Origin of the sequence: Corynebacterium sp. KPL2830 (genome assembly GCF_040225635.1) — a bacterium.
GTDB lineage: Bacteria > Actinomycetota > Actinomycetes > Mycobacteriales > Mycobacteriaceae > Corynebacterium.
Genome location: NZ_JBEHFR010000023.1, coordinates 26,355 through 34,675 on the forward strand (window position 1 = coordinate 26,355; position 8,321 = coordinate 34,675).

Consider the following 8,321-nt stretch of genomic DNA (forward strand, 5'->3'; position numbering starts at 1 on the left):
GTTAGCGCCTGATGATGGCGAGGACCTCGTCTACGATCTGCTGGACTTCTTCGGAGGTCTTCGCCTCAACATTGAGTCGCAGCAGCGGCTCAGTATTGGAAGCGCGCACATTGAACCAGGCATCCGTGCCCTTGAGCTCGACCGTAACGCCATCGAGCTCATCGACGGATTCAATCTTATCCGCCAGCTCATCGAGCACGGCCTGAGTAGCGGCCTTTTGATCCGCCACGGTGGAGTTAATCTCCCCGGAGGCCTCATAGCGGGAGTACTCCGCCATGAGCTCGCTGAGCGGCTTATCCGTCTGCCCCAGCGCGGCTAGCACGTGCATGGCGGCCAGCATGCCGGAATCGGCATTCCAGAATTCCTGGAAGTAGTAGTGCGCGGAGTGCTCGCCACCAAAGGCCGCCTTGTGCTCGGCCATTTGGGCCTTAATAAAGGAGTGGCCCACGCGCGTGCGCACGGCGGTACCGCCCTTTTCCGCGATGAGCTCCGGCACCGTCTTGGAGGTAATCAGGTTGTGGATGATGGTCGCGCCTGGGAATTTATCCAAGTAGCGGCTAGCCACCAGCGCACAGATGGCAGACGGCGATACCGGCTGGCCCTTTTCATCCACCACGAAGCAACGGTCCGCGTCGCCGTCGAAGGCAAGGCCGATATCGGCGTTTTGCTCTACGGTGAATTTCTGCAGATCTACCAAGTTCTTGGGATCCAGCGGGTTCGCCTCATGGTTGGGGAAGGTGCCGTCGAGCTCGAAGTAAAGATCGCGGACATCGAAGGGCAGGCCATCGAAAACGGCGGGGACGGTGTGCCCGCCCATGCCATTGGCGGCATCGACAGCCACGACCAGCGGCTTGGAATCTTCCAGCGGCACGAGGTGGCGTAGGAAGTCCGCGTAGCCGGTCAGGATTTCCTGCTCGGCGATGGCTCCATGGGGGCCGTCGTAGCTTGGGGTGCCATCGATAAGCATCTGCTTAATCTCTTCCAACCCAGTCTGTTGCCCCACGGGGACGGCACCGGCGCGGCAGAGCTTGATGCCGTTGTACTTCGCCGGGTTGTGGGAGGCGGTAAACATCGCGCCCGCGCACTCCATAGAACCCGCCGCATAGTAGAGCTCATCGGTAGAGGTAAGCCCCAAAAGCGTCACATGGAGGCCTTGGCTCACCACGCCTTCAGCAAAGGCTTGCGCCAACGCGGGAGAAGACGGGCGCATATCGTGGCCTACAGCCACGGTGTTTTCGCCTTCTTCGCGCAGGATTGCGGCAAAGGCGGCACCAGTATCGCGCACGAAGTCTTCATCGATATCTTCGCCCACCACGCCACGGACGTCATAGGCCTTAATCACTGCATCAAGATGCTCACGAGTTCGCATACCTCGCAATATTACTCCCCGGCTGCGGGCAACTAGCGCAGTGCTCCTTCCGTGTCTGCGGCTAGCTAGCGCGAGCTTTCTCAGGCGCTGTGCTCAGCGCCCTTGGTTTAATCAGATTCGGTGTCCGTGTCCTGCTTCTCGGCAGGATTATCTTCGCTCTGCGCATCAGGAACGACGGACAGGTGAGCGCGGCGGGCCTTTTTGGCATAGGCCACGCGGCGGGTGCGAAATACCGGGTGGTTGGAATTGGCGGGATCAGCGCCATCGAAGGTGGCGGCGTAATCAATGGGATCTGCCCCGGAGCCGGCGCTGCGGTCATCGACAAGCCCAGTGGTCACCCTGCCGTCTTCCTTGACCGCTTGGGCCAGGGCCATAAGGTCGTCATCCTCGTCGAGCTCGATGCGGTCTACGCGCACCAGCTCCCAGCCCACCGGCGCAGAGATGCGGTCGCGGTGGGTGCTGCAGAGATCCCAGCTGTGCGGGTTATCCTCTTCTGCCAGCGGTCCAACCACTGCGGTTTGATCCGCATATGCATAGGTCAACGTCGCCACGGCGGGTCGGCCGCAGCCTGGGCGGGAGCAATGGCGAGATTCAGTCACGGGCAATAGTCTAAACCCTTGGTTGAGATTTAGATAGTACTTCCCCGGCGTGGCTGCACTTATTGCGCAGCCATAGAGCTTTAGAATCAACGCCATGACCGCCGCTCGCCCCCGCCCGCATATTCGCCCCGCCCGCGACCGCCACGGGCGCGGGCTGCACGGGCCCTTGCTACCGCAGCAAACCCCGCGCTACCGCAGCGCCCGCGAGCTTTTCGATGCCGCCGTCCTCGAGGCCTACGCACCCATTCAACACGCCTTCGCCCCGCAATTGCGCGGGCTCGATCTTGCGGTAGATACCATCCCGCGCATGCGCCTTTCTGCCGATATGACGGTGCTGCCGGATGAAATCATTGCCGATGGGCCAGTGCCGCTCGGTCGCATCGTGCCCGCCGGTGTCGATTCTGCTGGCACCCCTACCCGCGCCCGGCTCGTTATCTTCCGCATGCCCATTGAGCAGCGTGCTGTCACCTCCGCCGAGCGCGCGGAGCTCCTCGGCACGGTCATTACCGCCCTGGTGGCCAATTACTTAAACCTCGCTCCAGAGGAGGTAGACCCGCGCTATGGCTGGTAGGGAGGTTTCTCACCACAAAGAAAACTCTAGCCCTTGACCGCACCGCTCAGGGGGCGCAGCCAAGGGCTAGAGCACACAACTTAGTTAACCAATCTCGCGTTTGAGGCGGCGGCGTTCGCGGTCCGAAAGCCCGCCCCAAATTCCGAAGCGTTCATCGTGCTCCAGCGCGTATTCCAGGCACTCATCGCGCACCGCGCAGGCTTGGCAGATACGCTTTGCCTCACGGGTGGAACCTCCCTTTTCAGGGAAGAATGCCTCTGGATCCGTCTGCGCGCACAACGCTTGATCCTGCCACTCCTGCTCGACGGCACCGAAGAGTTCATCGAGCGATACCTCTGCAGCAGCACCGCCACGGAGAATGGCGTTGTTATTAGCCATTTTGTCCACGCCTTTTCCTTTCTCCGAGGTTGGGTAATCCTAATCAGTGCAACCGACTGTACACGAGGCTGAAGTGCGGCTGAATCGCGGTCAACCCGCGAGCCAATCCGTGAAAACAAGTGCGTCGGTCGCCGTTTCTTGCACTGATGTAATTTCACACCGGATCACTAAATATCGTCAACCTGAATTAGTGCCTTTTTCGCGCTTTATCGCAAAAACGCTGCACACGATCCCCATCCGTCACATTAGTAACACCCGGTGCCATCCGGGGGTATAGGTAGGGGGTACTAGATATAGTGGTGCCCGGTTTTTCTGTCAACAATTTTCAGGAAGTATCGGCGTGTCTCCCAAAATCTCAGCCGGGCGGGGATCACAAAGCCCTCCGCACCGCGCTCGCGGCCGAGCTGCAGGAGGTGCGGAGGGTAGGTGGCGGGCGCTTTAGGCGTCGGAGCTAAAGCGAATGCCGGCATCGGGGATGGTCACACCGGGAAAGACCCGCATGCCGTCCACAAGCTCACAGCGGGCACCAACGTGGGCGCCTTCGCCGATGACGCAGTTTTCGATGACCGCATTGGCACCGATGTGTGCGCCCGAGGCAATGATGGAGTTGTGGATAATGGCGCCTGGTTCGATGCGCACGCCGTCAAAGACCACCGTTCCCTCGAGGCGGGAGCCGGCGCCCACCTCGGATCCGCGGCCCACCGCGGTGCCAGATAGCAGCAGCACGCCGCCGGCAATGCCGGCCGAGGATTCCACGAGGGATTCGCCGGTGCGGCCTTCCAAGAGCGGCGATGGCGCGATGCCGCGCACCAGGTCGGAGGAGCCGCGGGTGAAGTCATCGGGGCGGCCCATATCGCGCCAGTAGGAGTTATCGACGTGGCCGACGACCAAGCGGCCATCGGCAAGCAAGCCCGGGAAGGTCTCGCGCTCGACCGAGACTACGCGGTCTGCCGGGATGGATTCGATAACGGAGCGGTCAAAGACGTAGCAGCCGGCGTTGATCTGGTTGGTTGGTGGATCCTCGGTCTTTTCCAAAAAGGCCGTGACCCGGCCCTCAGAATCCGTGGGCACGCAGCCGAAGGCGCGCGGATCCGCCACGTTGAGCAGGTGCATGGTGACATCGGCACCCTTGTTGTGGTGCGTGGTCAAAATGCCCTCTAGATCCATGCCGGAAAGAACATCGCCGTTGAAGACCATGACGGTGTCATTGCGCAGCTTGTCATAGACGTTGCGGATACCGCCGCCGGTGCCCAGCGCGGTTTCTTCCACCACGTATTCGATGTCCAGGCCGAGCTCGGAGCCATCGCCAAAGTATTCCTCGAAAACCTCTGCCTTGTACGAGGTGGACATCACCACGTGCTCAATGCCCGCGGCCTTGATGCGGGCGAGCAGGTGCTGCAGGAACGGGTAGTTTGCCGTCGGCAGCATGGGCTTGGGCGTACCAATGGTCAGTGGGCGCAGGCGGGTACCGCGCCCGCCCACCAAAATCACCGCATCGGTGGTGGCACCGTGAGTGGTGGCTGCTTCAGTCATAGTCATCCTTTGTATGCAGACAATCTTATTCTGAGGTTTTTCGAGGGTCAGTGTATGCGGCCGCGGCCAGAAACCAGGTCAACGGCACGCGCTTCAGGCCTCCGAATCTTTGGCCGTACTGGCGCGAGCGGCCGTCACCGCTCCCCGCGCCTGCAATCCCAGCCACAGCGCGGCGCGCAGCGGGGCCTGCCACCACGCCGGGTGACGGTCCGCCTGGAAGCGGTACGCGGAACTGTGGTGCGCGCGCAGCATCGCCCCGGCGTGCGCCTGGGTGGAATGTCCCTTGGCGTGGCTGATGACGGCTTCTGGGCAGAAAATGTTTTGGTACCCGGCGCGGGCGAAGCGATCACCTAAGTCCACATCCTCCAAGTACATGAAGTAACGCTCATCAAAGCCGCCAATGGCATCGAAGGCATCCCAGCGCACCAAGAGGCAGGATCCGGATAACCACCCGGCGGGGCGTTGGACGGACATATCGGCATCGTTACGGTACGTGCGCGTCCATGGATTAGACGGCCATAGGTTGGAAAACAGCGCGTGCCCGATGCCCGTGGATATATTCGGCACCGACCGAGCGGACGGATAGTTGCTGCCGTCCGGTTCCACGATGCGCGGGCCCACCGCGGCGGCGTCCGGCCAGCGGCGCGCGCACGCAATCATCTGGTCAATTGCGCCTTTACTAAAGGTGACATCCGGGTTAGAGATAAGGAAGAACTCATCATCTACGCGTCGGTTCTCGCGCACCCACCGCGCGCCGGCATTCATGCCGGCGCCGTAACCAATATTGCCGCCGGTATCGAGGAAGTGTACGTCTTCTTTTTCTGCAGCGGCGGCTTCGGGGACGCCATCGGTCGAACCATTATCCGCCAGTATCACCTCGGTGCCGTTAACGCAGGCGTCCGGCAGGGAGCTTATAAAGCGCGCCAAGTACTCACCGGGATTATAAGTCACAGTGATAACGGCGAGCGGAGCTGTAGTTTCAGTAGTCACAATGGGCCCCAAGCTTAGTCATGCCAGAGGCCGCGTCAGGAGACAGACACTGTTTCAAACACGCGAAACTGGTCACGGATCCTTAATTTTGGCGAGATCTCCCCTAAACTATCTCCAGATCCCCGGAAAGTAGAAAGCCTTCACTTGTGACTTCTGAGAACACTCGCCGGGCGCGCAATATCCAACCCGCGCCCTCTGCCGCTAGCGCGGTTAAGCAAAAGGGTTCCACGGCCACCAAAACCATCGTGGCCGTCATTTCTGTCCTCATCCTAGCTGTCTCCGGCGTGGGCTATGCCACGGTGGGACGCTTGGATACGGGCATGTCCTCCGCCTCGGACCTATCCTTGGGCGAGGATGGTTTATCCGATCCTTCCTTGGACGGCGCCGCCGATATCTTGCTCGTGGGCAAGGACTCGCGTACCGATGCCCAGGGCAACCCGCTCTCCGAAAAGGAGTTGGCGGATCTCCACGCCGGCGTTGCCGAGGGCGAGGAAAATACCGACACCATCATGCTCGTGCGCATTCCGGAAGACGGCTCGCGTGCTACGGCTGTCTCCATTCCGCGCGATACCTATGTCAACGACCCGGACTACGGCAATATGAAGATCAATGCCGTCTACGCCTCGCACAAAAACGACAAAGTCCAGGAGCTCCAGCAGGAAAACGCCGAGGCGGAGGCGCAGGGTGAGAAGAAACCGTATTCGGATAAGGACATCGAAAAGCACGGCGTGGAAGCAGGCCGCGAAGGCCTGCTCAAGATGGTGCACTCCCTGACCGGCGTATCCATTGACCACTACGCCGAGGTGGGCTTGCTGGGCTTTACGCTGCTTACTGATGCCGTCGGTGGCGTCGACGTGTGCCTCAACGAAGATGTTGAGGACGAGATGTCCGGCGCCAAATTCCACAAGGGGACCCAGACCCTCGATGGCGCGAAGGCGCTGACCTTCGTGCGCCAGCGCTATAACCTGCCGCGCGGTGACCTCGACCGCATCGTGCGCCAGCAGGCGTATATGGCCTCGCTGGTTAAGAAGGTACTCGATAATGACACGCTGACCAGCCCGTCTAAGCTCTCCAAGATTGCTAAGGCCGTGGAGCGCTCCGTGGTCATCGATGATGGCTGGGACATCATGGGCTTCGTCACCCAGCTGGCCGGCCTGGCCGGCGGCAATGTCACCTTCACCACCATCCCGGTCACCTCCATCGATGGCCGCGGCGATTACGGCGAATCCATCGTCACCATCGATACCAATGAGGTTCACCGCTTTATGGAGGATCTGGCCAAGTCGCACGAGGAAGCCGAAGAAGAGGCGGCCGAGAAGGACGAGAAGACAGAAGACGCGCCGGAGCATGATGCTGATATCAACTCCGATAACGAGGTCCACGTCCTCAATGCCGGCAATATCGATGGCTTGGCCGCCGGCATCGGCACCTGGCTGGAAAACACCGGCTATACCGTCGAGCGCTCCGCCAACGCCCAGCCCGGCATCTACTCCGAGTCCCAGGTCGTGGCCGCGGATCCCGATAGCGAAGATGCCAAGAAGCTGGCGGAAAAGCTCGGTGGCCTGCCGGTGGTAGAAAACCCGCAGCTCGATGACAATACCTTGCTCGTCGTGGCCACCGATGATTACCAGGGCCCCTCCGATGAGGAAGCAAGCGCCGAGGAATCCGCGGCCGAGGAAGATACCGACCTGGTAGGCACCCCGGGCAATGACTTCGGCGCCAACAAGGTTTCCCCTGAAATCGACGCCGGCGGCGACGGACCGCGCTGCGTGAACTAAGCAGGCTGGCCTACGATGGGCGGGTATGGAACTACTCGCCCATCTTTTAAACGCCGATGCCGCCACCCCGCGGCTGACTGTTTATAACGAATCCACCGGCGCACGCATGGATTTTTCCGCGCAGACCCTAGATAACTGGGTGGCCAAGATCGCCAATATGTTGGAAGAAGAGCTCGACTTGGAGCCGGATTCCACCATCGCCATCGATGTGCCCACCTCGTGGCAGGCCGCCGTCATTGCCTTAGGCGCCCTCGCCGCCGGGCCCACCTTTGATTTCGGTGAGTCGGCCGCGCTTGCCGACGTCGTCTTTACCTCCCCCTCCCGCTACCTTTCAGCCCAAGAGCGGCAGCCGCAGGCCGATATCGTGCTCATCAGCGATGATCCCTTTGGCCGTGGCATCGTCGAATCCGGCGGGGATCTGCCCACCGGTGCCATTGACTTCGGCCCCACCGTCCGTTTTTATGGCGACCAATACTTCGGTGAAACCCAACCCCTGCCAGAGTTGGTGACCCCGCCCGCGAGTGCCGAGCGGTTGCTGTCTACTGGGTGGAGCGACAAAGCTTCCTTCACTCGCGCCGTCCTCGAGCCCTTAGCCGCCGGTGGCTCTGCCGTCATCGTCGCTGGACTCTGCCCCGCGTCCCGCCTGGATGAAATTGCAGCGAATGAGAAAGTAACTGCCCGGCTGTAGGTTAAGTGCCCTATACTTGCCTTCCATCATGTTCTTGGGAATCTCTTCAGACGCGTGGGTCTACATCTTTATTGGTGTGCTCATCTTGGTCGGCACTATCACTCAGGGCTCGATCGGCTTTGGGCTCGGCACCATCGCCACCCCCATAGTCGCGCTCTTGCGCCCAGATTTAGTCCCCACGCTCATCTTGCTCCTAGCGCTGTGCATTTCCATCTATACGCTGGCGCGAACCTACCGCGAAACCTCATGGCGCTTGGTCGGCATATCCGTCATCGCCCGCATTCCGGGCTCGTTCGCCGGTGCGTGGGCGATCGCATCCCTCTCACACGACGGCCTGTCCATCTTCATCGGCTGCGCCGTGCTCTTGGCGATGTCCCTCTCCAGCCTCGGCTGGAGCCCCGAGCCCTGTCTCTTA

General features: G+C 61.0%; 9 protein-coding genes. 4 read left to right on the forward strand and 5 right to left on the reverse strand.

Annotated features, from left to right (window positions below):
* Position 1: 1 nt before the first annotated feature.
* Together ABRP87_RS08690 and ABRP87_RS08695 are read right to left on the reverse strand one after the other, a co-directional pair.
* Positions 2–1,369, reverse strand: coding sequence for a phosphomannomutase/phosphoglucomutase (locus ABRP87_RS08690; RefSeq protein ID WP_349868355.1), 1,368 nt, complete (start codon positions 1,367–1,369; stop codon positions 2–4).
* Between the two features lie 107 nt (positions 1,370–1,476).
* The gene (locus ABRP87_RS08695; protein ID WP_502879296.1) at positions 1,477–1,974 is read right to left on the reverse strand and encodes a DUF3499 domain-containing protein; all 498 of its coding nucleotides are present in this window, start codon (positions 1,972–1,974) and stop codon (positions 1,477–1,479) included.
* An 88-nt stretch (positions 1,975–2,062) separates the two neighbouring features.
* On the opposite strand from ABRP87_RS08695, the gene ABRP87_RS08700 reads away from it, so the two are divergent.
* The gene (locus ABRP87_RS08700) at positions 2,063–2,539 is read left to right on the forward strand and encodes a metallopeptidase family protein (protein WP_349868357.1); all 477 of its coding nucleotides are present in this window, start codon (positions 2,063–2,065) and stop codon (positions 2,537–2,539) included.
* An 84-nt stretch (positions 2,540–2,623) separates the two neighbouring features.
* Here ABRP87_RS08700 and ABRP87_RS08705 read toward each other — a convergent pair whose 3' ends face one another.
* From ABRP87_RS08705 to ABRP87_RS08715, 3 genes are all read right to left on the reverse strand, one after another.
* The gene (locus tag ABRP87_RS08705) at positions 2,624–2,917 is read right to left on the reverse strand and encodes a WhiB family transcriptional regulator (RefSeq protein WP_005277485.1); all 294 of its coding nucleotides are present in this window, start codon (positions 2,915–2,917) and stop codon (positions 2,624–2,626) included.
* 438 nt (positions 2,918–3,355) lie between these two features.
* Entirely contained in the window at positions 3,356–4,450 is a 1,095-nt protein-coding gene (manB, locus tag ABRP87_RS08710) for a mannose-1-phosphate guanylyltransferase (RefSeq protein WP_284609975.1), read from the reverse strand.
* 93 nt (positions 4,451–4,543) lie between these two features.
* Positions 4,544–5,452 (reverse strand): glycosyltransferase family 2 protein, encoded by a 909-nt coding sequence (locus ABRP87_RS08715; RefSeq protein ID WP_034659656.1) that lies wholly within the window; start codon positions 5,450–5,452, stop codon positions 4,544–4,546.
* Between the two features lie 134 nt (positions 5,453–5,586).
* On the opposite strand from ABRP87_RS08715, the gene ABRP87_RS08720 reads away from it, so the two are divergent.
* From ABRP87_RS08720 to ABRP87_RS08730, 3 genes are all read left to right on the forward strand, one after another.
* Positions 5,587–7,218, forward strand: a complete 1,632-nt coding sequence (locus tag ABRP87_RS08720) for an LCP family protein (protein ID WP_349868358.1) — start codon at positions 5,587–5,589, stop codon at positions 7,216–7,218.
* A gap of 25 nt (positions 7,219–7,243) precedes the next feature.
* A complete protein-coding gene (locus ABRP87_RS08725) occupies positions 7,244–7,906 on the forward strand; it encodes a TIGR03089 family protein (RefSeq protein WP_349868359.1) in 663 nt (220 codons plus the stop codon).
* Between the two features lie 28 nt (positions 7,907–7,934).
* Positions 7,935–8,321, forward strand: a 387-nt coding sequence (locus ABRP87_RS08730; protein ID WP_349868363.1) for a TSUP family transporter, incomplete at its 3' end; no start/stop codon positions are given.